Raw genomic sequence first — 25920 nt, 5'->3', positions numbered from 1 at the left:
ACCGGTCATGGAGCGCGCCGGTCGGGGGCGCCCAGGCCCTCGTCCTCGGCGCCGGCCCACATGCTAGGGTCGTACGGCTCGTCGGGCACGATCTCCAGCTGCCGGGCCTGATGCGGCCGATGGCCTGGCTGGGGGTCGCCGAGTTCGGCGAGGTCGTCGCCGAGCCGGGCCACGTCGCTGACCAGCCGGCGGACGCCGAGCGTATCGCCGTAATGGAGGCGCAGGGTGGCCACCGCCGCGTCGAGTGCGGACACGGCCTCGGCCACTGCGGCCCGGCTCTCGGACACTCCCATCACTGCCTCCCGCGAGCGTCGGCGGTCGCGATAGGCCGCAGCCTGGCACGGGTGGGGCCACGAATCCAGAGGTTGTCGGCGATGGGACGTACATCACACGGTCTTGCCCTTGATTTTCCGGACGATCATGTTTTGTAAAATCGCCGCCGCAATGCAAAGGAATGCTTGCAAAGAAGTGTTGGCAAGCGCTAGCGTTCACCCGTGCCCGAGGCTCCGCGACGCCGCATCGACGCGACCACGCTGCGTGGTCTGGCGCACCCGCTGCGGGTCCAGCTGTACGACGCACTGGTGACGTACGGCCCGGCCACGGCGACCATGCTGGCCGCGCGGTTCGGCGAGAGCACCGGGTCGACCAGCTACCACCTGCGCCAACTCGCCAAGCACGGCTTCGTCGAGGAGGACCCCCAGCGCGGCGCCGGTCGCGAGCGGTACTGGCGCGCCTATCCCGGCGGCAGCGAGCTCGACAGCTACGAGCTCGCCGGCGGAGCCAGCGGCGAGGCCGCGCGGCTGGTCGTCGACGAGTTCCAGCGCGCCCAGACCGCGCGGCTCGAGCACTGGCTCACCACCGGCTACCTGCAGGTGCCGCGCGAATGGGGGCAGGCGACGGTCAACTCGACCTCGCACCTGCGGCTGCTGCCCGAGGAGCTGGCCCGGCTCGGCGCCGAGCTCACCGCCGTCGTCGACGCCTGGCACGAGCGGGTCGCGGGACGCGACGACGCGGACGCCCCGGACGACGACGCCGGCGCCCGCATCGTCGAGGTGCAGGTGCGGACGTTCCCGGTCGCCGCGCAGGACGTGCCGTGACCGCGACCGTGCGCTCGTCGCGCCCGCTGGGCCCGGCGTTCACGCGGCTCTGGGGCGCGACCCTCGGCGGCAATCTCGCCGACGGGTTCGCGTCGACGGCCGCGCCGCTGCTGGCGGCGACGCTGACCCGCGACCCCGTCCTCATCTCCTTGCTCGGCGTGGCGCAGTTCCTGCCGTGGCTGCTGTTCGGCGTGCTGTCCGGGTCGGTCGTCGACCGGTTCGACCGGCGCCGGGTCGCGGCCGTGGCGTGCGGCATCCGCGCCGTGGTCGCGGGCGTCGTGTGCCTGCTGGTGGCCACCGGCGACATGGTGATCGCCGCCCTCATCGCGGCCGTGTTCGTGTTCGGGGCGTTCGAGACGGTGGCCGACGGCGCACTGCAGGCCATGGTGCCGTCGGTGGTCGACCGTGACGGCCTGGTCCGCGCCAACAGCCGCTTCCAGGGCACCGAGGTCGTCGCCCAGAGCTTCGTCGCCGCCCCGCTGGCCGGCGTGTTCTTCGCCGTCGCCGCGGCGCTGCCGTTCGTGTTCCATTCGGCCAGCTACGCGCTGGCCGCCGTCCTCGTCCTCACCCTGCCGCTCAGCGCCGCGCGCTCGGCCGAGGCCCATGCGCAGACCCCGCCGCAGCGGGTCACCCGCCATTCCCTCGCCGAGGGGCTCCGGTTCCTCGCCGGGCACCCGCTGCTGCGGCGGCTGTGGGGCGTCAACGTCGTGCTCGCGCTGCTCAACTCGCTGGCCCAGGCGGTGTTCGTCCTCTACGCCCTCGAGGTGCTCGGGCTGCCGGAGGCCGTCTACGGCGTGTTCGTCATGACGGCGGCCGTCGGCGCCGTGCTCGGGGCGCTGGCCGCGCCCCGGCTGGTCCGGCGGTTCGGGCGCGCCCGCATGATGGCCGGGTCGGTGCTGGTCACGGGGGCGTCATACGCCTTGTGCGGGTTCGTCCCCCACGTCGTGACGGCGAGCGCCGGACTCGTCGTAGTGGGTGCCAGCGTGTCGGCGTGGAACATCGTCAGCGTCACCGTGCGGCAGGAGCTCGTGCCCGGCCGGTTGCTCGGACGGGTGCACGGCGCGTGGCGGACCTTCGGCTGGGGGCTGATGCCGGTCGGCACGTTCGCCGGCGGCCTGCTCGGCGCCGTCGACCTGCGACTGCCATTCGTCGTCGGCGGAATCGGAATCGCCGCCGCGGGATTCGTGGTGGCCCGGTCGCTTTCCGTCCTGTCCAGGAACGATTAGACAGGAGAATTTCCGGGAACGTTCGTGTCCGATCCGTTGTGATTTCGTAGCCTGCGGCCCTGGTTGGGTTTCAGGTCAGTAACAGCGCGCCCCGCCACCTTGTGTGTACGTCAGTAGCGGTGATGGTGTTAGCCACACTCTCATTCTGCGATCCTTGCGATCCGACACACGAGGAGTCAGACCTTGACCACCAAGCGCAGGGGTATGGCGGTCTTCGCCGTGCTCACGGCAGGGGCGCTGGCGCTCTCTGCATGTGGCGGCGACGACGACAGCAACGGCTCCGGGAGCGGCGACACCGAGTCCCCCGCCGGCTCGTCCGGCGGCCCCATCACGGTCGCGTCCGACGCGGAGTTCACCTCCTACAACGGCAACTCCGAGACCGGCAACGGCACGTGGAACACGTTCGTTCTCAACGGCGTGCTCGACGGCTGGTGGGACTTCGGCCCGCAGGGCGAGATCGTCCGCAACGAGGCATTCGGCACCTATGAGGTGACCTCCGAGGACCCGCTCACGGTGCACTACACGTTCGCCGAGAACGCCGTGTGGTCCGACGGCACGCCGATCGACTGCGACGACGCCCTGCTCGAGTGGGCGACCCAGTCCGGTCAGTACATCACCGACGAGGTCGGCGAGGACGGCCAGCCCATTCCGCTGTTCGCGGTCCCGGGCACCACCGGTTACGACCTGGTGGCCAAGCCCCAGTGCCAGCCGGGCGACAAGGAGTTCGACTTCGTCTACTCCGAGCCGTTCGCCGACTGGGAGGTCGTCACCAGCTCCTACCTGCCCGCGCACGTCGCGGCCGAGCAGGCCGGCATGACGCCGGAGGAGCTCGTCACGGCCATCCAGAACGACGACATGGCGGCGCTGGCCCCGGTCGCGGAGTTCTGGAACAGCGGCTGGGACATGGAGCCGGGCGCGCTGCTCGACCAGGCGCTGATCCCGTCGTCGGGTCCGTACGTCATCGACAGCTGGGAGGCCGGTCAGTCGATGACGCTGGTCGCCAACGAGAGCTACTACGGCGACGCGCCGGCCACCGACACCATCGTCATCCGGTTCATCCCGCAGGACCAGCAGGTCCAGGCGCTGGCCAACGGTGAGGTCGACATCATCGCCCCGCAGGTGAGCGTCGACCTCGTGGCGTCGTTGGAGCAGCTGGGCGACCAGGTCACGGTCATCACCGGTGACGAGATGACGTGGGAGCACCTCGACTTCAACCAGACCCAGGGCGCGGTCTTCTCCGACCCGAACCTGCGCCAGGCGTTCGCGATGTGCGTCCCGCGCCAGCAGATCGTCGACAACCTCATCAAGCCGGCGAACCCCGAGGCCGTCGTCATGAACCTGCGCGAGTTCTTCCCGTGGGACCCCGAGTACGACCAGGTGGTCGGTGAGGCCTACGGCGGCGAGTACGACGAGCCCGACATCGAGGGCGCGCGGGCGCTGGTCGAGGCGGCCGGTGCCACCGGCACCCAGATCCGCATCCTGCGCTCCGACCCGAACCCGCGGCGCGCTGACACGGTCGCGGCCATCAAGGCCTCCTGCGACCAGGCGGGCTTCGAGATCGTCGACACCCCGACCCAGGACCTCGGCGCCGGCATCGTCGACGTCACCAGCTACGAGGTCGCCCTGTTCGCGTGGGCCGGCTCGGGCGTCATGACCTCCGGTGCCTCGCTCTACCGCACCAACGAGGGCCAGAACCCGTACGGCTACTCGAACCAGACCGTCGACGACGCCTGGGGCGAGCTGCTCATCACCGTCGACCCGGACCGCCAGGTCGAGCTGCTGACCACGATCGAGACCCAGCTCTGGGCCGACCTGTTCAGCATCCCGCTGTACGCGCACCCGGGCGTCACGGCCCACAACCCTGCCATCGAGGGTGTCCAGCAGAACGCCGCCCAGACCCAGGTGTCGTTCAACATGGAAGAGTGGTCGCGCACGTCCTGACCGTTTCCGCCGGTCCGGCCGGGCACCCCGGCCGGATCCGGCCCGATGGTTCGGGCCAGGGGCTTCATGGCCCCTGGCCCGACCCTTGCACCGTGAACTCGTCATACCCTGACGGGCGGGGGTGCAGACCTGACGAGGGTTGGACTGATCTGATGACTGTCGACGGGCTGGTGTAACCATGCTGGTCTTCATCGTGCGCAGGGTGATCATCTCGTTCTTCATCCTGCTGGCCGCGACGTTCGTGATGTACCTGCTCACCGCGAACGCCGGCAATCCGCTGCAGGATCTGCAGGAGTCGCGCGCACCCAACCGCGACGCCCTCATCGAGGCCCGCATCCGGCTGCTCAACCTCGACACGCCGGCGCCGCTGCGGTACTTCATCTGGCTCAAGGGTGCCGCTGGCTGCCTGGTGCCCTTCGCGCTCGAGTGCGACCTCGGCCAGAGCATCCAGGGCCAGGACGTCAGCGCGCTGCTCAGCGTGGCGTTCACCCAGACGCTGCAGCTGGTGGTCGCCGCCACCGTGCTGGCGATGGTGCTGGGCATCACCGTCGGCATCGTCACCGCCCTGCGCCAGTACAGCGGCCTGGACTACACCGTCACGTTCAGCGCCTTCCTCTTCTTCTCGCTGCCGATCTTCTGGGTCGCGGTGCTGCTCAAGGAGTACGGCGCCATCCGGTTCAACGACTGGCTGGCCGACCCGACCGTCCCCATCGGGGTGGCAGTCGTCCTCGGCGTCATCAGCGGACTGTTCTGGATGGTCGTCATCGCCGGCGACCGCAACCGACGGCTCACCACGTTCGCCGCGGCGTTCGTCGCCTCGGCCGGCGCGCTGTGGCTGCTGTCGGAGACCCAGTGGTTCGCCGACCCCGGGCTCGGCGTCGTCGTCATCGCCGTCACGGCCGCCGGCCTGGCGTTCCTGACCACCGCCGTCGTGGCCGGCTTCACGTATCGCAACGTGCTCTACGCCGCCCTCGCCTCGGCCGGCATCGGCATCGTCTGCCACTTCGCGCTGGACTCCGTCCTCGACGACCCCAGCGGGCTGACCATCATCCTGCTCGCCCTGCTCACCGTCGCCGTCGGACTCGGCCTCGGCTACGGCCTGGGCGGGCTGCAACGCCGGCAGGCCATGCAGGCCGCCGTGCTCACCGGCCTCGGCACCGGCGCACTGCTCTTCGTCGACCGGCTGCTCGGCGCCTGGGACAGCTACTCCGACCGGGTCGGCGGCCGCGTCATCGCCACCATCGGCGCACGCACCCCGAACTTCGAGGGCACGTTCTGGGAGGAGGGCCTGGACCGCGCCACCCACCTCATCCTGCCCACCATCGCGATCGTGCTGATCTCGTTCGCCACCTACACCCGGTACACGCGCTCGAGCATGCTCGAGGTGCTGAACCAGGACTACGTGCGCACCGCGCGGTCGAAGGGCCTCGCCGAACGCGGCGTCATCGTCAAACACGCGTTCCGCAACGCGATGATCCCCATCACGACGCTCATGGCCTTCGACTTCGCCGGCGTGCTCAGCGGCGCCGTCATCACCGAGAACGTCTTCGGCTGGACCGGCCTCGGCAGACTCTTCACCGACGCGCTGAATCGCGTCGACCCGAACCCGGTCATGGGCTTCTTCCTGATCGCCGGCACCGCGGCCGTCGTCTTCAACATGCTGGCCGACATCGCCTACGCGTTCCTCGACCCGCGCATCCGGTTGTCGTGAGGAGGACGAAACGATGAGCAACCCCACGACTCCCGACCCGGGCCCGACCCCCGCCGCCACCGCGGCGCCGGACGACGCCCAGGGCATGACGGTCGTCGCCCGCACCCAGGCGCAGATGGTGCGCCGCCGGTTCTTCCGGCACCGCGCCGCCCTGGCCGGCCTGACGATGCTCGTGCTGATCGTCCTGCTGGCGTTCAGCTCGATCGGCTTCGCCAACGTCCCCGGCTGGTGGGACAAGGACTACTGGTCCATCGCCACCGTCGAGAACGGCGGCCGGCCGACGCTCAGCGTCGTGCCCACCTGGCTGGGCGGCGACGGCATGCACCTCGGCGAGCACCCGTTCGGCCAGGACAACGTCGGCAAGGACTACTTCGCGCTGACCATGCGCGGCGTGCAGCAGTCCCTCACCATCGCGTTCATCGTCGGCCTCGTCGGCACCTTCATCGGCACGCTGATCGGCGCCACCGCCGGGTACTTCCGCGGCCGGGTCGAGGCCGTGCTCATGCGGTTCACCGACGTCATGATCACCATCCCGCTGCTGGTCATCGCCGCCGTCCTCGGCCGCCGCTACGGCGACTCCGGCATCGTCGTGCTGGGCCTGGTCATCGGCCTGGTGACGTGGACCGGGCTGGCCCGGCTGGTCCGCGGCGAGTTCCTGTCGCTGCGCGAGAAGGAGTTCGTCGAGGCCGCACGTGCCGCCGGAACGTCGGCCCGGCGGATCATCGTCAAGCACATGCTGCCGAACATCGTCGGGGTCATCATCGTCGCGGCCACGCTGGCCATCGCGGCGGCGATCCTGCTCGAGGCGGCGCTGTCGTTCCTGGGCTTCGGCGTGCAGGACCCCGACACGTCCCTGGGGAAGCTGATCAGCACCTACCAGACGGCGTTCTCGACCAGGCCGTGGCTGTTCTGGTTCCCGGGCGTGTTCATCATCGCGATCGCCCTGTCGGTGAACTTCATCGGCGACGGGCTGCGCGACGCCTTCGACCCTCGACAGAACCGGGTGCGTGACTGATGACGAATCCGAGCATGCCGATCGGCGCACCGCTGCCCGACCCCGCCGCGGGCGGGAGCGTGGACCAGCCCGCCGTCACCGAGTCCGCCGCCGAGGTGCACGTCGCGACCAAGCTGGAGGAGACCTCCGGTCCCGGCCAGACGGAGGTCCTGCGCGTCGAGGACCTCACCGTCTCCTTCCCCACCGACGACGGCCTGGTCCGGGCCGTGCGCGGCGTGTCGTACGCCGTCCACGAGCGCGAGGTGCTGGGCATCGTGGGGGAGTCGGGGTCGGGCAAGTCGGTGTCGTCGATGGCGGTCATGGGCCTGCTGCCCAAGTCCGCCCGCATCGCCGGCAAGATCCTCTACCGCGGCGACGACCTGCTGAAGAAGTCGCCGAAGCAGCAGCGCACCCTGCGTGGCAAGAAGATCGCGATGATCTTCCAGGACCCGATGACGGCGCTGAACCCGGTGTACTCCATCGGCGACCAGCTGGCCGAGGCGGTGCTCTCGCACGAGATCATGCCGCGGAAGAAGGCGCTGGCCCGGGCTGAGGAGATGCTGGCGCTGGTCGGCATCCCGCAGCCGAAGAAGCGGCTGGACAACTACCCGCACGAGTTCTCCGGCGGCATGCGGCAGCGCGCCATGATCGCGATGGCGGTCATCAACAATCCTGACGTCATCATCGCCGACGAGCCCACCACGGCGCTCGACGTCACCGTCCAGGCGCAGATCCTCGAGACGCTGGTGCAGGTGAAGGACGAGGTCAACGCGGCCATCGTGCTCATCACGCACGACCTCGGCGTGGTGGCCGGCATGGCGCACCGGGTGCTCGTCATGTACGCGGGCAAGCCGGTCGAGATCGCTGAGACCGACCGCGTCTTCTACCACCCGCGCATGCCGTACACCGCCGGCCTGCTGGGCTCGATCCCGTCGCTGGAGGGCAGCGGCGCCGGTTCGCGGCTGCGGCCCATCGTCGGCACCCCGCCCTCGCTGATCAACCTGCCGAAGGGCTGCCCGTTCTCGCCGCGCTGCCCGCTGGCCACCGACGTCTGCCGCGAGGTCGAGCCGCCGCTGGCCGCCACCGACGAGCTCGGCCATGTGGCGGCGTGCCACCATTGGGACAAGCTGGCCGAGGTCGACGACCCGACGGTGTACTTCCGCACGGAGAGCGAGGCGGTCTGACATGGTGACCTCTACCGAGACCTCGCCGCAGGCGGCGTCCGAGGCCGGCAGCGGGCAGCACCTGCTCGACGTCACCGACCTCGTCATGCACTTCCCGGTCTACGGCGGCGGCCTGCTGCGCCGCGTGGTCGGCCACGTCCAGGCCGTCACGGGCGTCTCCCTGCACGTCGACGCCCGCGAGACCCTGGGCGTCGTCGGCGAGTCCGGTTGCGGCAAGTCGACCACCGGCCGGGCGATCCTGCAGCTGCACAAGCCGACGTCGGGGTCGGTGGTGTTCCAGGGTCGCGAGCTCACCGGGCTGGACGCCCGCGGCATGAACGAGGTCCGCCGCGACCTGCAGATCGTCTTCCAGGACCCCTACGCCTCGCTGAACCCGAAGATGCCGGTCAACGACATCATCGCCGAGCCGCTCAAGGTGCACGGCAAGTGGCGCGGCGGCGGCAAGAAGCGGGTCGCCGAGCTGCTCGAGCTGGTCGGTCTCAACCCCGAGCACGGCAACCGCTACCCGCACGAGTTCTCCGGCGGCCAGCGGCAGCGCATCGGCATCGCCCGGGCGCTGGCGCTGGAGCCGCGGCTGCTGGTGCTCGACGAGCCGGTGTCGGCGCTCGACGTGTCGGTGCAGGCCGGCGTCGTGAACCTGCTCGAGGACCTGCAGGACGAGCTCGGGCTGGCCTACATCTTCATCGCCCACGACCTGTCCGTGGTCCGGCACATCTCCGACCGCGTGGCCGTCATGTACCTCGGCAAGATCGTCGAGACCGGCACCCGCGACGACGTGTACGACCGGCCGGCGCACCCGTACACCCAGGCCCTGCTGTCGGCCGCGCCGACCGCCGACCCGGTCGAGGAACGCCGCCGCGAACGCATCATCCTCGCCGGCGACGTCCCCAGCCCGCTCGACCCGCCCAGCGGCTGCCGGTTCCGCACCCGCTGCTGGAAGGCCCAGGACATCTGCGCCGCCCAGGAGCCGGCCCTGGTCGACCGCGGCAACGGTCACCCGGTCGCCTGCCACTTCGCCGAGGTCAACACCGCCGTCGTCTGACGGTGCGAATGCGTGCCGGTGGGTGGCGTTGCTGTCGTCCCAACGACAGCAACGCCACCCAGGCGCTGCAGCAACGTCACCCGGCACGCCGTCGCCGCCCGGCAAGAACAGCGGCTTCGATCTCGGCCAGCACCACGGCGGGCTCCTCTCGCAGGCGTCGCGGCGACACCGGCACCACCACCCACCCCGACGCCGCGTAGCGTGCACGACGCTGTTCGGTCCGCTCGACGAGATCGCCGAGGCGGTGCCACTCGGCCGAATCGATCTCGACGACGACCCGCGCCTCGTGCCAGCAGGCGTCCGGGATCAGCGGGCGGCCGCCGGTGTCGTGGAGCGGCCGGTTCCAGGCCGGCTCCTCGATCACCGACGAGGCGGCGACCACGTCCCGAAGCTCGCACTCCGGCGCCGAGCGGCATCCCGCTCGGACGTCGTCGAGCGCACGCCGGGCCAGACGGGCCGCGTCCCATTGCGCCCCAGCCAGCTCCGCCGCCAGCCGTTCGGGCGTCGTGAGGCCCGTCTGTACGGCCTCGCACAGCAGGGCGCGGACGGTCCGCAACGATCGCGCGCCGACGCAGGCGTCGAGGACCGACCGCTCGGGCGGTGCCACCGGGAATCCTCCGACGATCCGCGGCGTCGGCGGCTTCCGCACGCGCCGCATCAGCGCGAACCGCAAGGGCCCGGGCTGAGTGGTCCACGGGACGAGCACCACGAGCGGCGCGTCGCTCGACACGTAGCGCATGCCGTACGCCCTGCAGGCATGACCACCGGTGACCATCGCCGATGGGCCGGCATGCAGCAACGCCGCGCGGGTCTGGTGACGCAGACCGAGAGCCCCGGTGAAGGTCGCGTACACGCCTCTCGCGAGCCGTTGCCAGCGCCGGCCGGGGCCGAGCACGTGACGGATGCTCGCAGGTGTCATACCGCTGCTCAGCGCCTGTCGCCTGGTGACCAGACCGTCCTGCGCCGCGGCCAGCCGCAGCAGTTCCTCGGGAACCGTCATGGGTCTCAGCCTGGTCCTGCTGCCGGGCGCCCGCCATGGCGAATCGGCGGATTGTGGAAGACACGCTGCACTCGCCGGGGCTGTGGACGACGCACAGGTCGAGAGTGCGGCCGGTGAGCGGGCAGGCCGTAGACTGGGGCGTCATCTCCCCCATCCAGGAACGAGTTCTCCGCATGTCCGTGCGCAGCCGCGACGACCTCCGCAACGTCGCCATCGTGGCCCATGTCGACCACGGCAAGACCACCCTCGTCGATGCGCTGCTGTGGCAGTCAGGGGTCTTCCGCGCCAACCAGGACGTCGCCGACCGGGTGATGGACTCCGGTGATCTGGAGCGGGAGAAGGGCATCACCATTCTCGCCAAGAACACCGCGGTCCGCTGGGGCGACACCACCATCAACATCATCGACACGCCGGGGCACGCCGACTTCGGCGGTGAGGTCGAGCGGGGACTGTCCATGGTCGACGGCGTGGTGCTGCTGGTCGACGCCAGTGAGGGGCCGCTGCCGCAGACCCGGTTCGTGCTGCGGAAGGCGCTGCAGGGCCGGCTGCCGATCGTCGTGGTGGTCAACAAGACCGACCGGCCCGACGCGCGCATCGCCGAGGTGGTCGACGAGACGTACGAGCTGTTCCTCGACCTGCTCGACGACTCCAGCGACCAGAGCGCGCTCGACTTTCCGATCGTCTACGCCTGCGCCCGCGACGGCAAGGCGTCGCTGGAGCGGCCGGCCGACGGTGCGGTGCCGGCGTCCGACGATCTCAGCGCCCTGGTCACCACCATCCTCGACACCATTCCGGCGCCGACGTACACCGAGGGCGCGCCGCTGCAGGCGCACGTCACCAACCTCGACGCCTCGCCGTTCCTGGGCCGCCTGGCGCTGTGCCGGGTCCGCGAGGGCGAGATCGCCAAGGGCTCGCAGGTCGCGTGGTGCCGCAAGGACGGCAGCATCGAGCGGGTCAAGGTCACCGAGCTGCTCATGACCGAGGCGCTCGAGCGGGTGCCGGCCGAGAAGGCCGGTCCGGGTGACATCATCGCCGTCGCCGGCATCCCCGAGATCACCATCGGCGAGACGCTGGCCGACGTCGACGACCCGCGGCCGCTGCCGCTGATCACCGTCGACGAGCCGGCGCTGTCGATGACCATCGGCGCGAACACGTCGCCGCTGGCCGGCCGGTCCGGCGGGTCGAAGGTGACGGCGCGGCTGGTCAAGGACCGCCTCGAGTCCGAGCTGATCGGCAACGTCTCGCTGCGGGTGCTGCCCACCGAGCGGCCCGACGCGTGGGAGGTGCAGGGCCGCGGCGAGCTGGCCCTCGCCGTCCTCGTCGAGACCATGCGCCGCGAGGGCTACGAGCTCACCGTCGGCAAGCCGCAGGTGGTCACCCGCGAGGTCGACGGCAAGGTGCAGGAGCCGTTCGAGCGGCTCACCGTCGACTGCCCCGAGGAGTACCTCGGCGCCGTCACCCAGCTGCTCGCCGTCCGCAAGGGCCGCATGGAACAGATGACCAACCACGGCACCGGCTGGATCCGCATGGAGTTCGTCGTGCCGGCCCGCGGGCTCATCGGGTTCCGCACCGACTTCCTCACCGAGACCCGCGGCACCGGCCTCGCCCACCACGTGTTCGAGAGCTACGAGCCCTGGGCCGGCGACCTCCGCACCCGCCCGACGGGCTCGCTGGTCGCCGACCGCGCCGGCGTCGCCACCTCGTATGCCATGTTCAACCTGCAGGAACGCGGCACGCTCTTCGTCGAGCCGGCCACCGAGGTGTACGAGGGCATGATCGTCGGCGAGAACTCGCGCGCCGACGACATGGACGTCAACATCACCAAGGAGAAGAAGCTCACGAACGTGCGCTCCTCCACGGCCGACGAGCTCGAGCGGCTCATCCCGCCGCGCAAGCTCTCGCTCGAGCAGGCGCTGGAGTTCTGCCGCGACGACGAGTGCGTCGAGGTGACGCCCAAGGCCGTCCGGCTGCGCAAGGTCGTGCTCGACGCCGCCACCCGCGGCCGCGCGGCCGCCCGTCGCAAACACGCCGCCCAGTAGCCGACCCTGGCGTCGTCGGCGCAGGTGAGCGATGATGTCGCTCGTCCGGGGGAGGTCACATTCTTGTTGCGAGTACGAGGGCGACGACGAGCAGGACTTGCCCCGGGACGAGGTCGGCACATAGAAAGTGACGGGCACGTTTGTGCCCAAATCGGCTCAAACGGCCGTGGGTGGCGCTGGCGACGGAACTCCGCAGCCTCGCCTCAGGCAGAACCCAGGAGGAATCCGATGCCCGTCTCGCCACGCAGGTCGGTGGTGCTGGGGACCGTCGCGATCGCGCTCGCGCTGGGCGCCTGCGGCGGGGGTGACGACGGCGGCGAAGCGGCCGGCGAGGGCGACAATGTCGTCACGGTCCGCGGCTGCAACCCGCAGTCCGCGTTCGTCCCCGCCAACAGCAACGAGGTGTGCAGCGGTGACATCCTCGACCAGGTCTTCTCGTTCCTCATCCGGTACGACGCCGAGACCGGGGAGCCCACGAACGAGATCGCGGCCGACATCACCACCCCCGACAACGGGCTGACCTGGACCATCACGCTCGAGGACGGGTGGACGTTCCACGACGGCTCCCCGGTCACCGCGCAGAGCTTCGTCGACGCCTGGAACTGGGCCGCATACGGCGACAACGCCACGCTGAACAGCTACTTCTTCGAGCCGATCCAGGGCTACGCGGAGGTGCAGAACCAGGTCGACGCCGACGGCAACCCGATCGAGGGGACCGCGCAGGCCGAGACGATGTCCGGCCTGGAGGTCGTCGACGACCTGACGTTCAACGTCACGCTCACCCAGGCCGAGTCGCAGTTCCCGATGCGCCTGGGCTACACCGCGTTCGCGCCGCTGCCGGAGTCGTTCTACGAGGACCCGGAGGCGTTCGGTCAGCACCCCATCGGCACCGGCCCGTTCCAGTTCGAGTCGTGGGAGCCGAACATCGACGTCCGGCTCACCGCCTACCCGGACTACAACGGCGACGTCAAGCCCAGCATCGACGGTGCGATCTACCGCATCTACGAGAACGACGACGCCGCCTACAACGACCTCCAAGCCGACCAGCTCGACATCATGCCGCTGCTGCCGACGTCGGCGCTGGCGGGCGACACCTACCGCATCGACCTCGGCGACCGGTTCATCTCGCGCGAGACCGGCGTCTTCGAGACCATCACGTTCGCGCCGGCGAGCGTCGACGAACGGTTCGCCGACCCGCGCATCCGGCAGGCCATCTCGATGGCGATCAACCGCGAGGAGATCGTCGAGCAGATCTTCTCCGGGGCCCGGACCCCGGCCACCGGCTGGGTCTCGCCCGTGGTGGTCAACGGCTACGTCGAGGGCGCGTGCGGCGAGTTCTGCACGTACGACCCCGGGGCCGCGCAGGACCTGTACGCCCAGACCGACGGCATCGACGGCCCGTTCCCCCTCTCGTACAACGCCGACTCCGACCACAAGGCGTGGGTCGAGGCCGTCTGCAACCAGATCGACGCGACGCTCCCGGTCGACTGCGTGCCCACGCCGTTCGTCGACCTCGCCACCTTCCGCAACGAGATCACCAACCGCGAGTTGACCGGCATGTTCCGCACCGGCTGGCAGATGGACTACCCGTCGCTGGAGAACTTCCTGGTGCCGATCTTCGCCACCGGCGCCTCGGCGAACGACGGCGACTACAGCAACGCCGAGTTCGACCAGCTGGTCGAGGAGGCGGCAAGGACCGAGGGCGAGGCGGGTGCCGAGCTCTACCGTCAGGCCGAGGCGCTGTTGCGCAACGACATGCCGGCCATTCCGCTGTGGCACCGCGTGAACATCGCCGGCTACTCCAGCCACGTCGAGAACGTCCAGCTCACCGTGTTCCAGACCGTCGACCTGCTCAGCGTCACCACGACCGGCTGAGGCCGGCGCCGGTCCGGCCCGCCGCCGCGCACCTCGGGTGCGGCGGGCCGGGGCGCGCGCCGTACAGTCTGACGACGGCGCGCACCGGAGCGCCGCTGATCGCTGAGGGAAGGTTATGGGTCGGTACGTCGTCCAGCGCCTCGGCCAGATGGTGCCCGTGGTCATCGGGACCACGTTCCTCATCTACGCCCTGGTCTGGGCGCTGCCCGGCGATCCGTTCGCGGCCAAGTGCGGCGACCGCCCGTGCCCGCAGGCCTACGTCGACCGCATGACGGCCGAGTACAACCTCGACGACCCGCTGCCGCTCGCCTACCTGCAGTACATGGGCAACCTGGTCACCGGCGACTTCGGGCAGACGTTCAGCGGCGCGTCGGTGGCCGGCGAGCTGCTGCAGCGGTACCCGATCACGCTGCAGCTGACGGTGCTCGCGATCGTCGTCGAGGTGGTCATCGGCATCGCCGCCGGTGTGCTGGCCGGAATCCGCCGCGGCGGCTTCCTCGACAACCTCGTGCTGGTCAGCACGCTGGTGGTCGTGTCGATCCCGGTGTTCGTCCTCGGGCTGCTGGCACAGACCTTCTTCGGCGTGCGGCTCGGCTGGTTCCCGGTGACGTCCGACGGCACGCTCTACTCGCTGGTACTCCCGGCGATCGTGCTCGGCAGCCTGTCGCTGGCGTTCGTCGCCCGGCTGGTGCGGGCCAACCTGGTCGAGAACCTCCGCACCGACTACGTCCGCACCGCGATCGCCAAGGGACTGACGCGGCAGCGGGTCATCGGGGTGCACGCGCTGCGCAACTCGCTGATTCCGGTCGTGACGTTCGTCGGTGCGGACTTCGGCGGCCTGCTCGGCGGCGCCGTCGTCGTCGAGGGCATCTTCAACATCCCGGGCGTGGGGAACATGATCTTCCGCGGCATCAACGCGCACGAGGGCGCCACCGTGACGGCCGCCGTCACCGTGCTCGTCCTCGTCTTCCTGATCGTGAACCTGCTCGTCGACCTGTTGTACGCGGTGATCGACCCGAGGATCCGCCATGTCTAGCAGTGTGGCTCCCGACCAGCTCGCGCCGCCGCCGGCGCGGGTGCCCGAGCGACCGGCCGGGCGGAACGGCAGACGGCGCGGCCGCCGGCGCGGCGGAGGTCACGCGGCGGCCGTCCCGCGTTCGCTGGCCGGCGACGCCTGGCGCGACCTGCGCCGCAACCCGCTCTTCCTGATCTCGGCCGCGATCATCGTCGTGCTGGTCGCGATGGCCGCCGTTCCGGGCCTGTTCACCGACGCCGACCCGCGCGCGTGCGACCTCGCCAACTCCCGGCTGCCGCCCAGCGGCAGCGCCTGGTTCGGCTACGACCTGCAGGGCTGCGACATGTATGCGCGGACCATCCACGGCGCGCGCGCGTCGATCCTGGTGGGGGTGCTGACAACGCTCGGCATCGCGGTCGTCGGCAGCGTGGTCGGGATGGTCGCCGGCTACCACGGCGGCCGCGTCGACGCGCTGCTGTCGCGGCTCACCGACATGTTCTTCGCCGTCCCGATGCTGCTGGGCGCGATCATCGTGCTGGCGACGTTCCCGTCGAGGGTCGACACCCCCGCCTGGCAGACCATCGGCAAGGTCGTCCTGGCGCTCGGTGTACTGGGCTGGACGACGGTGGCCCGCCTGATGCGGTCGACGGTGATCCAGGTCAAGCAGGCCGACTACGTACAGGCCGCCCGCGGTCTGGGCGCCGGCACCAGGCGCATCCTGCTGCGGCACGTCCTGCCGAACGCCCTCGCCCCGGTCGTCGTGTACTCCACGATCATTCTCGGCGTGTTCGTCGTCCTCGAGGCGACGCTGTCGTTCCTCGGCATCGGCCTGCAGGCGCCGGTCATCTCCTGGGGCATCGCCATCAGTGAGGCGCGCTCCTACATTCGCCAGTCGCCGCACATGCTGCTCTTTCCCGGCGCTTTCCTGTCGGTGACGGTGCTCGCCTTCATCATGCTGGGCGACGCCGTGCGCGACGCCTTCGACCCCAGGCTGCGCTGAGGGTGTGATCGTCACCACGCGAAGTGCCGCAAACGCGGCGCCTTCGGGCCGATTCCGCCGAAGAATTCGCAGCTCATGCGGCTGGATCACAGCAATCAGCCGGTATGGTCACAGTCCGGTTGCGTTGTGTGACGGCAGTCCGGTCGGACTTGCCCGCAGGGATACGCGGGTTTAGAAATGAGGGCGCGGATCGGGTCGCGACCGTACCCGGCTGTGCGCAGATCCGCGCCATTTGGTGGCGAGGCCGATCGGCCACGCCCGTTAAACCACCGGGCGCAGGCCCGTTTGAGGAGGATTCCATGCGAGGCTCTGCTCGCAGAGGAGCCGTGGTGGCGACAGCCGTCGGCCTGGCGCTCGTGCTCGCCGCGTGCGGCGGCGACGACGACGGCGGCGACAACGGCTCGGGCGGCGGCGGCGACGGCGGCTCCGCCGAAGGCCCCACCGGCTCGGTGTCGATCAACAGCACGCAGCCCGAGAACCCGCTCATCCCGACCACCACCAACGAGGTCGGCGGCGGCAACATCGTCGACGCCATGTGGACCGGTCTGGTCTCGTACGACTCCGAGACCGGTGAGCCCCAGCTCGCCATGGCCGAGTCGATCGAGCCGAACGAGGACTTCACCCAGTTCACCATCACGATCAAGGACGGCTGGACGTTCCACGACGACACGCCGGTCACGGCGCAGAGCTTCGTCGACGCCTGGAACTTCGGTGCGTACGGTCCCAACGCGCAGCTGAACCAGTACTTCTTCGGGCCCGACGGCGCCAACATCGCCGGGTACGACGCGGTGGCCGGCCAGACCGACGACACCGGCGCCTTCATCGAGGGCTCGGCCACGTCCGAGACCATGAGCGGCCTCGAGGTCGTCGACGAGCGCACGTTCACCGTGACGCTCGGCTCGCCGAACTCGCTGTTCGAGACGATCATCGGCTACTCGGCGTTCTACCCGATGCCGGAGAGCTTCTTCACCGACCAGGCCGCGTTCATCGAGCACCCGATCGGCAACGGCCCGTTCGAGTTCGTCGAGGAGGTCCCGAACACCTCGATCAACCTGCGGGCCTGGGAGGACTACCCCGGCGACCCGAAGCCGCAGGTCGAGAACATCGAGTACCGCATCTACGCCGACCTCGACGCCGCCTACGCCGACGTCGTGGCCAACCAGCTCGACATCCTCGACAAGATCCCGCCGGTGGGTCTGGCCGGCGACGTCTGGAAGACCGACCTCGAGGGCCGCTCCGCGTCGGAGCCGCTGACCACGCGGTTCACCAGCCTCACGTTCCCGCTGACGAACACGCAGGCGTGGGCCGACCCGAACCTGCGCAAGGCCATCTCGCTGGCCATCGACCGTGAGGCCGTCATCGCCGCCGCCTACGGCCCGGGCAACTACGTCCCGGCCAACAGCTGGGTCCCGCCGGGCAACGACGGCTACGTCGAGGGCACCTGCGGCGAATGGTGCGAGTACAACCCCGAGCGGGCGCAGGAGCTGTACGCGCAGTCGCCCGGCGTCCAGGGCACGCTGCTGATCTCCAGCAACGCCGACGGCGGTCACCGGGAGTGGGTCGAGGCGGCCTGCACCTCGATCCGCGACACCCTGGGCATCGACTGCCAGGGCGACTTCAACCCCGACTTCGGCTCGTTCCGGGCCCGGGTCAACGCGAACGAGATCACCAACCCGTTCCGCACCGGCTGGGTCGCCGACTACCCGTCGATCCAGAACTTCCTGGCGCCGCTCTACACCACGAACGGCTCGGCCAACGACGGCGGGTACTCCAACCCGCAGTTCGACGAGCTGATCCAGCAGGCCGCCGGCCTGGAGGGCCAGGAGGCGCTCGACCTGTACAACCAGGCCGAGGAACTGCTCGCCGAGGACATGGCGATCATCCCGCTCTGGTACGACAACGGCCAGCGCGGATGGTCCGAGAACGTCAACGAGCCGCAGTTCACCTGGAAGGGCTACGTCGACCCGCTGTCGATCTCGGTGAAGAGCTGACGACATCGGAGAGCTAGAGTCGCAGCGGTCGGTTGCGGGGCGTTCATCTCGTCACGTGCGAGATGGACGCCCCGCACGCTGGCGTAAACCGTTGCGGAAAGGTTGACCCATGGGTCGGTACGTCGCGCGCCGCCTGCTCCAGATGATCCCGGTGGTCATCGGCACGACGTTCATCATCTATGCCTTGGTCTGGGCGCTGCCGGGCGATCCGTTCGCGGGCCGCTGTGGCGCCCGGCCGTGTCCGGCCGCGTACGTCGCGGAGATGACGGACAAGTACAACCTCGACGACCCGCTGCCCATCGCCTACCTCCAGTACTTCGGCAACCTGCTGACCGGCGACTTCGGCGAGACGTTCCAGGGTCTCTCGGTCGGCGAGGAACTGCTGCGGGCCTACCCGACGACGGTGCGGCTCGCGCTGGTCGCGATCGCCTTCGAGATCCTCATCGGCATCGGCGCCGGCATCCTGGCCGGCCTGCGGCGCGGCAGCTTCCTCGACAACCTGGTGCTGGTCTCCACACTGGTCGTCGTCTCGATCCCGGTGTTCGTCATCGGGTCGGTGCTGCAGCTGTTCCTCGGCATGCGGTGGGGGATCTTCCCGGCGACCGTCGGCGGCGACGCCAGCCTGTACAACCTGATCCTGCCGGGCTTCGTGCTCGCCGCACTCTCGCTGGCCTACGTCGCACGACTGACGCGGACCAGCCTGGCGGAGAACCGCCGGGCCGACTACGTCCGCACCGCCGTCGCGAAGGGCATGCCGCAGCGCCGGGTCATCGGCATCCATGCGATGCGCAACTCGCTGATCCCGGTCATCACGTTCATCGGCGCCGACTTCGGCGCCCTGCTCGGTGGCGCCATCGTCACCGAGGGCATCTTCAACGTCCCCGGCGTGGGCAATCTCATCTTCCGCTCCATCACCGCCAGGGACGGCGTCATGGTCACCGGCGCGGTGACCGTGCTCGTGCTCGTCTTCCTGCTGGTGAACCTGCTGGTCGACCTCGTGTACGGCTGGCTCGACCCGAGGATCAGTCATGGCTGACCCCACACCGCCCGTCGTCGCCCAGGCCGAGGCGCCCGAGACGACGGAGACGACCGTCCGGACGCTGGGCCGCGACGCCTGGCACGATCTGGTCCGCAAGCCGACGTTCGTCGTCTCGGCCGTGCTGTTCGTGTTCTTCGTGACCATCGCCATCGCACCGGGCCTGTTCACGTCGCTGAGCCCGACCGACTGCGACCTGGCTCTGAGCCGTCAGGGCCCCAGCAGCGCCGCCTGGTTCGGCTACGACAACAACGGCTGCGACGTCTACACGCACACCATCTACGGCGCCCGCGCCTCGATCATGGTGGGCGTGCTGACGGCCATCGGCGTGCTGCTGATCGGCGGTATCACCGGCACGATCGCCGGCTTCTACGGCCGCGCGACGGACACCGTCGTGTCGCGCCTCGGCGACATCTTCTTCGGCATCCCGCTCCTGCTCGGCGCGCTGATCGTGCTGGTCTCGTTCCCGGGCGGCGCCGACACGCCGGAGCTGGTCACCATCTCGAAGGTGGTGCTGGCGCTGGCCGCGCTGGGCTGGCCGCAGATCATGCGCATCACCCGCTCGTCCGTGCTGCAGGTGCGCTCGGCCGACTACGTCCAGGCGGCTCGCGCGCTCGGCGCCGGCGGCGTCAGGATGATCCTCAAGCACATCGTGCCGAACTCGATCGCGCCGGTCATCGTCGTCGCGACGATCGCCATCGGCGGGTACATCGCGGCCGAGGCCACGCTGTCGTTCCTCGGCGTCGGTCTGCAGCCGCCCGTGGTCTCGTGGGGGCTGGCCATCAGCCGGGCGCAGGACTACGTCCGCACGTCGCCGCATATGCTGTTGTTCCCAGCGTCAGCGCTGTCGTTGTGCGTGCTGGCCTTCATCATGCTCGGTGATGCCATACGTGACGCGCTCGATCCGAAGCTGCGTTGAGCGACATCACAGGAGGAGGGTGACGAGTGGCGACCACGCAAGCCGGCATCGTGCCGCGGCCCGACCAGGCGGGGGTGACTCCGCTGCTGGAGGTCGAGGACCTCCACGTGGAGTTCCGCACGCGCGACGGTGTGGCCAAGGCGGTCAACGGCGTGTCCTACACGCTGCACGAGGGCGAGACCCTGGCCGTGCTGGGTGAGTCCGGCTCGGGCAAGAGCGTCACGGCTCAGGCCATCATGGGCATCCTCGACAGCCCGCCCGGGTTCGTCACGGGCGGCGCGGTGCGCTTCCGCGGCCAGGACCTGCTGGCGCTGCCCGACGACGAGCGGCGCGCCTACCGCGGCCGCAGCATCTCGATGATCTTCCAGGACGCGCTGTCGGCGCTGAACCCGGTGTTCCCGGTCGGCTGGCAGATCGCCGAGATGTTCCGCGTCCACGAGGGCCTGTCGAAGAAGGACGCCCGCAAGCGTGCCATCGAGCTGATGGAGCAGGTGCGCATCCCGGCCGCCAGGGAGCGCGTCGGCGACTACCCGCACCAGTTCTCCGGCGGCATGCGCCAGCGCATCATGATCGCCATGGCCATCGCGCTCGACCCCGACGTCCTCATCGCCGACGAGCCCACGACGGCGCTCGACGTCACCGTCCAGGCGCAGATCATGCAGCTGCTGGCCGACCTCCAGCGCGACCGCAACATGGGCCTCATCCTCATCGCCCACGACCTCGGCGTCGTCGCCGACGTCGCGGACAAGATCGAGGTCATGTACTCCGGGCGCATCATGGAGCAGGCGCCGGTGCACGACATCTACGCGGCGCCGGCCCACCCGTACACCAAGGGGCTGCTCGAGTCGATCCCGCGGGTCGACCTCAAGGGCCAGGAGCTCTCGGCGATCAAGGGGCTGCCGCCGAACCTCACGAACATCCCGGCCGGATGCGAGTTCCGGCCGCGCTGCCCCTACGCACGCGAGATCTGCAAGGAGCAGCGGCCGCCGTTGGCCGAGGTCGTTCCCGGCCGGTTCAGCGCGTGCCACTTCGCACAGGAGGTGCTCGAGGGTGACATCGAACCCGTCCAGCAGTGAGGTCGTCCTCGACGTCGACAACCTCGTCAAGCACTTCCCGCTGACCACCGGCGTCCTGGTCAAGCGGCAGGTCGGCGCCGTCAAGGCGGTCGACGGTGTGTCGCTGCAGCTGCGCCGGGGCGAGACCCTCGGCGTCGTGGGCGAGTCCGGCTGCGGCAAGTCGACGCTGGCCAAGCTGCTCATGCGGCTGGAAGAGCCGACCAGCGGCAAGGCGTACTTCAAGGGCCAGAACATCTACGACCTGCAGGGCAAGGCGCTGCGCGAGCTGCGCCGGAACATCCAGATCGTGTTCCAGGACCCTTACTCGTCGCTGAACCCGCGCATGACCGTCGGCGACATCGTCGGCGAGCCGTTCGACATCCACCCCGAGGTGGCGCCGCGCGGCCAGCGACGCAAGCGGGTCCAGGAGCTGCTCGAGGTCGTCGGCCTCAACCCCGAGCACATCAACCGCTACCCCCACCAGTTCTCCGGCGGGCAGCGGCAGCGCATCGGCATCGCCCGCGGGCTGGCGCTGCGTCCCGAGATCATCATCTGCGACGAGCCGGTGTCGGCGCTCGACGTGTCGGTGCAGGCGCAGGTGGTCAACCTGCTCGAGCAGCTGCAGGACGAGTTCGGGTTGTCCTACATCTTCATCGCGCACGACCTCTCGGTGGTCCGGCACATCTCCGACCGCGTCGCCGTCATGTACCTCGGCCGCATCGTCGAGACCGGCACCGACGCCGAGATCTACGAGCAGCCGACGCACCCCTACACCCAGGCGCTGCTCTCCGCCGTCCCCGTCCCCGACCCGTCCGTCCGCGGGCAGCGGCAGCAGATCATCCTCTCCGGCGACGTCCCCAGCCCGGCCAACCCGCCCAGTGGCTGCCGGTTCCGGACCCGATGCTGGAAGGCCACGGACAAGTGCGCCGAAGAGGACCCCGCGCTGATCGTCCGGCCGGGCAGCAACCACGAGTCCGCGTGCCACTACGCCGCCGTCCGCGAGGACGTCGTCGTCCAGCACTGAGGGCTGCTCTGAGGGTTTGACCTGCGCGGACGCGCTCGCAACGCGTCTGCAACGTGTCGTCGCCTACCCTCGTCTCACGACCGGGCGGGCCGCCCATAAACCCAGCCCGCCCATCGCCCGCCCGGTCGAACTCCATCCGCTCGTCCCGGACGAGCCCGGCTGGTCTCATGGCGCCCGCCCGGTCGAACTTCCTCCACGTCCCGGACGAGCCCGGCTGGTCTCATGGCGCCCGCCCGGTCGAACGGTGTTCGCCGCGTGGGCCGTCCCCCTGCTGCCTGATTGTCTTGGCCGTGGGCGCGCGCCTCAAGTCCGCGCGGGTTGTGGTTCGGCTCTGCTGTGGTTGGGGCGCTTGGACTTGACCCGCGCGCCCGCGGCTCAGAACGGGCAGCTATCAGGGGGACGGGGGAGTGTGGTGACGGCTGCCTGGGGCGTCNACGGGGGAGTGTGGTGACGGCTGCCTGGGGCGTCTGGCCGGCTTCTGTGTGGCGTTGGTGTCGTGGAGCGTCCACTTGGTGAGATTTCACCGTGATTCGGGGGCCATCACGAGGATTGCCCCAGCGTCAACACCCCTACAGGCATGGTGAAGCTCGCGGAATCCTCGTGATGTAGGTGATCCTGGAACCCGCTCAGCCGGTGTGGCCGAGCTCGCCGTCCAGGCCGGCCAGGACGGCCGCGGCCTCGGCACGTTGCGGCGAACCCGGCTCCAGGCGATCGAGGCAGGCCCGCCAGATCTGCGCGTCGTCGCGTCCGGACGGCGACATCGCGTAGCGCCGCAGCGCCTCGCCGTCGCCCGACTGCAGCAGCACGTTGCGCAGCCAGCCGTGCAGCCGGTAGCGCAGCGTGACGACCCCGGGCGCCGCCGACCGCGGCAGCAGGTCGCCCCGGTACAGCTCGACGGCGCCGCGGTGGTCGCCGCGGGTGAGCCGGTCGGCGACGTCCATGGCGTCGGTGCGCAGCTCGGTACGCAGGCGGTACTGGCCCGCCGGCGACACGAGGTCGGGCACGGCCTTGCGCAGCCGCGACATCTCCGCGCGGACGGTGACCTCGGCGGCGTCGTGCTCGTACAGCTCCCACGCCAGCTCGCTGGCCGACAGGCCGTCGGGGTGCTCGGCGAGCAGGAGCAGCAGTTCGGTGTGACGGAGGCTGAGCTCGATGCTCCGGCCGAGGTGCACCAGCAGCCCGCGGGCGCGGCCGAGGACCTCCAGCCGGCTGCCGGCCGTGGCCGCGACGGCGCCGCCGAGCAGCCGCAGCTCCGCCTCGACGGCCGCGACGGCGGACCGGACCAGGAACGCCGACTGCGGGGTGACGACGGACGCACCGCCGGTGATGTCGAGCACGCCGATGACGTGACCGGTACGCGGGTCGCGGATCGGGGCCGCGGTGCAGCTCCACGGCTGGACGCTGCGCGCGTAATGCTCGCTGCCGAAGACCTGCACGGTGTCGCCGACCGCCAGAGCGGTGCCGATGGCGTTGGTCCCCATGGCGTCCTCACACCAGTCGGCGCCGGCCTGCAGGTGCAGTCGCTCGGCCCGGCGGCTCAGGATCTCGTCGCCCTCCGCCCAGAGGATGCGGCCGCGGGCGTCGCCGACGATGACCAGCACGCCGGCGTCGGCGGCGTCGTCGATCAGCAGCCGCCGGATCACCGGCATCGCGTACCGCAGCGGGTGGGTGGCGCGGGCCTCCTCGAGCGCGTCGTCGACCAGCGTCATCGGGGAGTCGCGCCGGTCGGGATCGACGCGCAGGGCGGCCGACCGCCGCCACGACTCCAGCACGACCGGCCGGACCTCGGCGTGGCCGCGGGAGTCGGACCGCAGGAAGTTCTCGTGGGCGCGGGCGGTGACGCGCCAGCGGCTGACCGGGTCGACGCCGTTCGGGAGGGCGAGCGAGAGGCTGGGCACGTCACTCCTCCTCGGGAGGTGGTCCGCGGACACGCCTAGAGTAGGGCGTCCTGGGACGTCCGGACGGCCGAACCTCCGCGATCGGCCGGCTGTCGGACCCGCTGCATAGGCTGGACTCATGCCCGTCGACCTTCCCGAACGCCGGCTGCTGCTGGTGCACGCCCACCCCGACGACGAGTCCATCGGCACCGGTGCCACCATGGCCCGCTACGCCGCCGAGGGCGCCCACGTCACGCTCGTCACCTGCACGCAGGGCGAGCAGGGCGAGATCGTGCTGCCCGAGCTGGCGCACCTCGCGCCCGAGCACGACGACGCCCTCGGGCCGCACCGGGCCGGTGAGCTGGCCGACGCCATGGCGCAGCTGAAGGTCACCGACCACCGGTTCCTCGGCGGTCCGGGCCGGTACCGCGACTCCGGCATGGTGTGGGGGCCCGACGGCCGCCGCGCGGCGGCGCCCGAACAGCTCGACCCGCGGTCGTTCTGGGCCGCCGACCTCCGCGAGGCCGCCGACCACCTGGTCGCCGTCATCCGCGAGGTCCGGCCGCAGGTGCTGGTCACCTACGACGAGCACGGCGGCTACGGGCATCCCGACCACATCCAGGCGCACCGCGTCGCCACCTATGCGCGCGACCTCGCCGCCGTCCGCTCCTACCGCACCGACCTCGGCCCCGCGTGGGACGTCGCCAAGGTGTACTGGACCGCGACGCCGCGGCAGGTGCTGCAGGAGGCGCTGACGGCACTGCGCGAGCGCGGCGGCACCGGATTCGAGAACATCGCCTCGGCCGACGACTTCGGCTACGTCGTCGACCTCGCCGACGTCGACGCCGTCGTCGACGGTTCGGACCACCTCGACGCCAAGCTGGCGGCCATGCGGGCGCACGCCACGCAGATCGACGTCCAATGGCCCTATTTCACGCTGTCCGACAACGTCGGGCAGCCCATCTGGGCGCAGGAGTACTTCCGGCTGGCGCACGGTCGCCGCGGGCCGGCCGATCCCGCGACCGGCGTCGAGACCGACCTGTTCGCCGGCGTCGCGCCGTGACCGTCGCGCCCGGGGCGGCGCCGGCGCGGCCCGGACCGGCGCCTGAGCCGTCGCGGCGGGGTCGGGTCCTGTCCGCGCTGGCGGTCGCCGGCCTCGGGGTCGTGGCTGTCGTGGTGGCGGTCGCGGGGGCCTTCGTGCACCGCTGGAACAACCCGGCCGGCATCATGCTGGCCGTCGGCGGCGCCGTCGCGCTGGGTGTGCTCGCGCGGTCCTGCGCGCGCAGCCGGGCGGGCATCGCGGTGGTGGCGGTGCTGTGGTTGGTGCCGGTCCTCTGGCTGGGCCAGGAGCCGCCGGGCGAGGACCGCGTCATCCTCGGCGACGAAGCCGGCCTGGTCTTTCTCTTCGGCGGCACCACCGGCCTGGCCGTCGTTCTGGGTCTCGGCGTCGAGGCGAGGTCAACTCGACGAGTGACGTAAGATGCGCGGGGCAAGACCTGACTGCTGACGAATTGCGCATATTCAAACCGATAGGTGCCCTAGCGTGACCGACAATCCATCTGGCCGAGGCGATGCCGCGGCCGGTTCCACTGACCGTGGCGACGCGGTCGGCGTCGAGCCCGGCCGACCCGCCGACGGCCCGGCGGTGACGTCTTCCGCTGACCCTACCGGGCCGGCCGGAAACGCATCCGCCGACCCCGCCACTGAGACGTACGGCACACCCGGCCGACCGGCCTTCGCGGACGGCGGGCGTTCCGACCTGAGCGCCGGGGCCGCCCCTGGCGCCGGAAGCGCGCCGGTGCGGCGCACCACCATCGCGGCCTCCGCGGCCACGCTCGCCGCCAAGCGGGCGGCCAGGGCCCGCGCGGCGGCGGAGGCACAGGCCGCGGCGGAG

General features: G+C 70.5%; 21 protein-coding genes. 18 read left to right on the top strand and 3 right to left on the bottom strand.

The genetic code is table 11. The features are described 5' to 3' along the window. Positions 1 to 5: 5 nt before the first annotated feature. Complete coding sequence (locus DY240_RS15510) at positions 6 to 293, bottom strand: hypothetical protein (protein WP_119660756.1); 288 nt, start codon at positions 291 to 293, stop codon at positions 6 to 8. Positions 294 to 494: 201 nt separating this feature from the next. On the opposite strand from DY240_RS15510, the gene DY240_RS15505 reads away from it, so the two are divergent. The 7 genes from DY240_RS15505 to DY240_RS15475 all read left to right on the top strand — a co-directional run bounded on the left by DY240_RS15505 (position 495) and on the right by DY240_RS15475 (position 9195). Next, positions 495 to 1097 carry an ArsR/SmtB family transcription factor gene (locus DY240_RS15505; RefSeq protein WP_119660755.1) on the top strand — a complete coding sequence of 201 codons (603 nt, stop codon included), beginning with the start codon at positions 495 to 497 and terminating at the stop codon, positions 1095 to 1097. Beyond that, positions 1094 to 2323 carry an MFS transporter gene (locus DY240_RS15500; RefSeq protein WP_158602868.1) on the top strand — a complete coding sequence of 410 codons (1230 nt, stop codon included), beginning with the start codon at positions 1094 to 1096 and terminating at the stop codon, positions 2321 to 2323. Before DY240_RS15505 ends, DY240_RS15500 begins: the two co-directional genes overlap by 4 nt. A 183-nt stretch (positions 2324 to 2506) precedes the next feature. Beyond that, positions 2507 to 4264 (top strand): ABC transporter family substrate-binding protein, encoded by a 1758-nt coding sequence (locus DY240_RS15495; protein ID WP_199701562.1) that lies wholly within the window; start codon positions 2507 to 2509, stop codon positions 4262 to 4264. A 178-nt stretch (positions 4265 to 4442) separates the two neighbouring features. Further along, positions 4443 to 5975, top strand: a complete 1533-nt coding sequence (locus tag DY240_RS15490; RefSeq protein WP_119660752.1) for an ABC transporter permease — start codon at positions 4443 to 4445, stop codon at positions 5973 to 5975. Between the two features lie 13 nt (positions 5976 to 5988). Further along, a complete protein-coding gene (locus DY240_RS15485) occupies positions 5989 to 6990 on the top strand; it encodes an ABC transporter permease (protein WP_119660751.1) in 1002 nt (333 codons plus the stop codon). Then, positions 6990 to 8153, top strand: coding sequence for an ABC transporter ATP-binding protein (locus tag DY240_RS15480; RefSeq protein WP_119660750.1), 1164 nt, complete (start codon positions 6990 to 6992; stop codon positions 8151 to 8153). The genes DY240_RS15485 and DY240_RS15480 overlap by 1 nt, the downstream gene beginning before the upstream one ends. Position 8154: 1 nt before the next feature. Continuing rightward, positions 8155 to 9195, top strand: coding sequence for an ABC transporter ATP-binding protein (locus DY240_RS15475; protein WP_119660749.1), 1041 nt, complete (start codon positions 8155 to 8157; stop codon positions 9193 to 9195). 76 nt (positions 9196 to 9271) lie between these two features. On the opposite strand, the gene DY240_RS15470 is transcribed toward DY240_RS15475, so the two are convergent. Further along, positions 9272 to 10090, bottom strand: a complete 819-nt coding sequence (locus tag DY240_RS15470) for a hypothetical protein (RefSeq protein ID WP_147375340.1) — start codon at positions 10088 to 10090, stop codon at positions 9272 to 9274. Positions 10091 to 10368: 278 nt separating this feature from the next. On the opposite strand from DY240_RS15470, the gene typA reads away from it, so the two are divergent. The 9 genes from typA to DY240_RS15425 all read left to right on the top strand — a co-directional run bounded on the left by typA (position 10369) and on the right by DY240_RS15425 (position 22149). Then, complete coding sequence (typA, locus tag DY240_RS15465; RefSeq protein ID WP_119660747.1) at positions 10369 to 12234, top strand: translational GTPase TypA; 1866 nt, start codon at positions 10369 to 10371, stop codon at positions 12232 to 12234. A 228-nt stretch (positions 12235 to 12462) separates the two neighbouring features. Next, positions 12463 to 14109 carry a peptide ABC transporter substrate-binding protein gene (locus tag DY240_RS15460; RefSeq protein ID WP_119660746.1) on the top strand — a complete coding sequence of 549 codons (1647 nt, stop codon included), beginning with the start codon at positions 12463 to 12465 and terminating at the stop codon, positions 14107 to 14109. Positions 14110 to 14224: 115 nt separating this feature from the next. Then, complete coding sequence (locus DY240_RS15455; RefSeq protein ID WP_119660745.1) at positions 14225 to 15145, top strand: ABC transporter permease; 921 nt, start codon at positions 14225 to 14227, stop codon at positions 15143 to 15145. Beyond that, complete coding sequence (locus DY240_RS15450) at positions 15138 to 16124, top strand: ABC transporter permease (protein ID WP_119660744.1); 987 nt, start codon at positions 15138 to 15140, stop codon at positions 16122 to 16124. The genes DY240_RS15455 and DY240_RS15450 overlap by 8 nt, the downstream gene beginning before the upstream one ends. A gap of 329 nt (positions 16125 to 16453) precedes the next feature. Beyond that, on the top strand, positions 16454 to 18115 hold the full coding sequence (locus tag DY240_RS15445) for a peptide ABC transporter substrate-binding protein (protein ID WP_147375339.1): 1662 nt from the start codon (positions 16454 to 16456) through the stop codon (positions 18113 to 18115). Between the two features lie 109 nt (positions 18116 to 18224). Beyond that, positions 18225 to 19151: an ABC transporter permease gene (locus DY240_RS15440; RefSeq protein WP_119660742.1), complete on the top strand. Its 927-nt coding sequence runs from the start codon at positions 18225 to 18227 to the stop codon at positions 19149 to 19151. Beyond that, entirely contained in the window at positions 19144 to 20070 is a 927-nt protein-coding gene (locus DY240_RS15435; protein WP_119660741.1) for an ABC transporter permease, read from the top strand. Before DY240_RS15440 ends, DY240_RS15435 begins: the two co-directional genes overlap by 8 nt. Before the next feature lie 26 nt (positions 20071 to 20096). Continuing rightward, the gene (locus tag DY240_RS15430; protein ID WP_233552755.1) at positions 20097 to 21146 is read left to right on the top strand and encodes an ABC transporter ATP-binding protein; all 1050 of its coding nucleotides are present in this window, start codon (positions 20097 to 20099) and stop codon (positions 21144 to 21146) included. After that, entirely contained in the window at positions 21121 to 22149 is a 1029-nt protein-coding gene (locus tag DY240_RS15425; protein WP_119660740.1) for an ABC transporter ATP-binding protein, read from the top strand. Before DY240_RS15430 ends, DY240_RS15425 begins: the two co-directional genes overlap by 26 nt. Positions 22150 to 22775: 626 nt before the next feature. Here the strand turns inward: DY240_RS15425 and DY240_RS15420 are convergent. Further along, on the bottom strand, positions 22776 to 24047 hold the full coding sequence (locus DY240_RS15420) for a GAF domain-containing protein (RefSeq protein WP_158602867.1): 1272 nt from the start codon (positions 24045 to 24047) through the stop codon (positions 22776 to 22778). A gap of 118 nt (positions 24048 to 24165) precedes the next feature. Here DY240_RS15420 and mshB point away from each other — a divergent pair, with 118 nt between their 5' ends. Together mshB and DY240_RS15410 are read left to right on the top strand one after the other, a co-directional pair. Further along, on the top strand, positions 24166 to 25089 hold the full coding sequence (gene mshB / locus DY240_RS15415) for an N-acetyl-1-D-myo-inositol-2-amino-2-deoxy-alpha-D-glucopyranoside deacetylase (RefSeq protein ID WP_119660738.1): 924 nt from the start codon (positions 24166 to 24168) through the stop codon (positions 25087 to 25089). After that, complete coding sequence (locus tag DY240_RS15410; protein WP_119660737.1) at positions 25086 to 25505, top strand: DUF6113 family protein; 420 nt, start codon at positions 25086 to 25088, stop codon at positions 25503 to 25505. The genes mshB and DY240_RS15410 overlap by 4 nt, the downstream gene beginning before the upstream one ends. Positions 25506 to 25920: the final 415 nt, after the last annotated feature.

Source organism: Jiangella rhizosphaerae, from assembly GCF_003579925.1.
Lineage (GTDB): Bacteria > Actinomycetota > Actinomycetes > Jiangellales > Jiangellaceae > Jiangella > Jiangella rhizosphaerae.
Note: the sequence above shows the minus strand (reverse complement) of the source record. Positions and strands in the feature narration are given on the sequence as shown.